The 1,282-nt window shown below is 38.8% G+C and carries 1 protein-coding gene and 1 pseudogene; both read left to right on the top strand.

Features of this window, described 5'->3' with window-relative positions:
- Positions 1 to 96 precede the first annotated feature (96 nt).
- Positions 97 to 771 (top strand): annotated as a pseudogene (locus G5T77_RS15920) (site-specific integrase); the annotation flags it as partial.
- A 161-nt stretch (positions 772 to 932) separates the two neighbouring features.
- Positions 933 to 1,282, top strand: a 350-nt coding sequence (locus G5T77_RS15915) for a helix-turn-helix domain-containing protein (RefSeq protein ID WP_252719425.1), incomplete at its 3' end; no start/stop codon positions are given.

The raw sequence follows: 1,282 nt of genomic DNA, 5'->3' as shown, positions 1-1,282 counted from the left end.
TCCGTCAATGCGTAAGTCCTATATGTTTACGTTCTATCTTCCGCTTGCTAACCAATTTGCCAAAGTTTTAAGCGAATATGAAATTCATGAATGGGAATTTGTACTTTACGAATCAAAAACTTAATTGGTCGTGAGCCTGATAGCCAGGGTTTTATCCGCCTGCCAGTTGGGGCGGGTACAGGCATTGATACCAAATTTCAAAAACCAATGACGCTGCTAATCCCGAATTGGTTAGCACAAGACCTGAAAGTTTATATCAATAGTGAGCAAGCGCTTCAGCGTAGACAGAAGTCAAACTATGGCGACTCGGATGAAAATTATGTATTTCTCACTAAGTTTGGTACACCTTTCTACACCAGCAAAGCTGAGCAACAGGAATTGACCGAGCAGATCAAAGCTTCTGACTCATTTGGGACTAGACTTAAACTCTATGAAGGTGAAGCGGTACGCTGCTATTTAAAAGTCGTGCTATTACCCGAAATTCGCTTGATTGATCCACAATTTCAAAGTTTCAAATTCCACGACTTACGTGCCAGTTTTGGTATGAATTTGCTTGAAAGTCAGTTACAGCATTTGCCAGATGGGCATTCTGCTATGACCGCTGTTGAGTATGTGCAAACTCGCATGGGGCATCGCAACATCAGCACCACTTTACAATATTTGAATTACAAATCTCGTTTACAGTGGCGCAATAAAATTCAGCATGAGTATGAATCAAGCTTAATGAAATACGTGATGTCTTCTGTGGATTTAGCAGGAGATTTGTCATGAATTTTATTCGTACTCCATCGTTTGTAAATATCACTGATATTCATAAGCAGGGCAGAGTAAAACTTGAAGTGCGACATAAACCACCTAATTAATTTAAAGGGTTTATGGAGTATATAAAATTGTCATACCATCATCTTAACTTTGAAGATCGTACTGCATTAATGCTTGAGTCAAGAAAAGAAGGCTTTTCAGCCAGAAAATTTGCTGAACTCATTAAAAGACATCCTAGTACGATCTATCGTGAGCTTAAAAGAAATAGCATCAATGACGTTTATCAAGCTCAATATGCTTCTGATAACACCTTCGCTAGACGTAGACGTGGTCACAGAAAACTCAAAATCGACTCAATCCTCTGGAGATTTATTGTTGAAGCGATCCGTTGTTTATGGTCTCCTCAGCAAATAGCAAAGCGTTTAAAGACATTTCCTGATTTGGATCAAACAATGAATGTAAGCCATACAACGATTTATTCAACTATACGAGCATTACCAAAGGGTGAGTTGAAAAAAGA

It is taken from the genome of Acinetobacter sp. GFQ9D191M (assembly GCF_011174875.1).
GTDB lineage: Bacteria > Pseudomonadota > Gammaproteobacteria > Pseudomonadales > Moraxellaceae > Acinetobacter.
The sequence above is the reverse complement of the archived record's forward strand: the minus strand, read 5'-3'. Positions and strand labels throughout refer to the sequence as shown.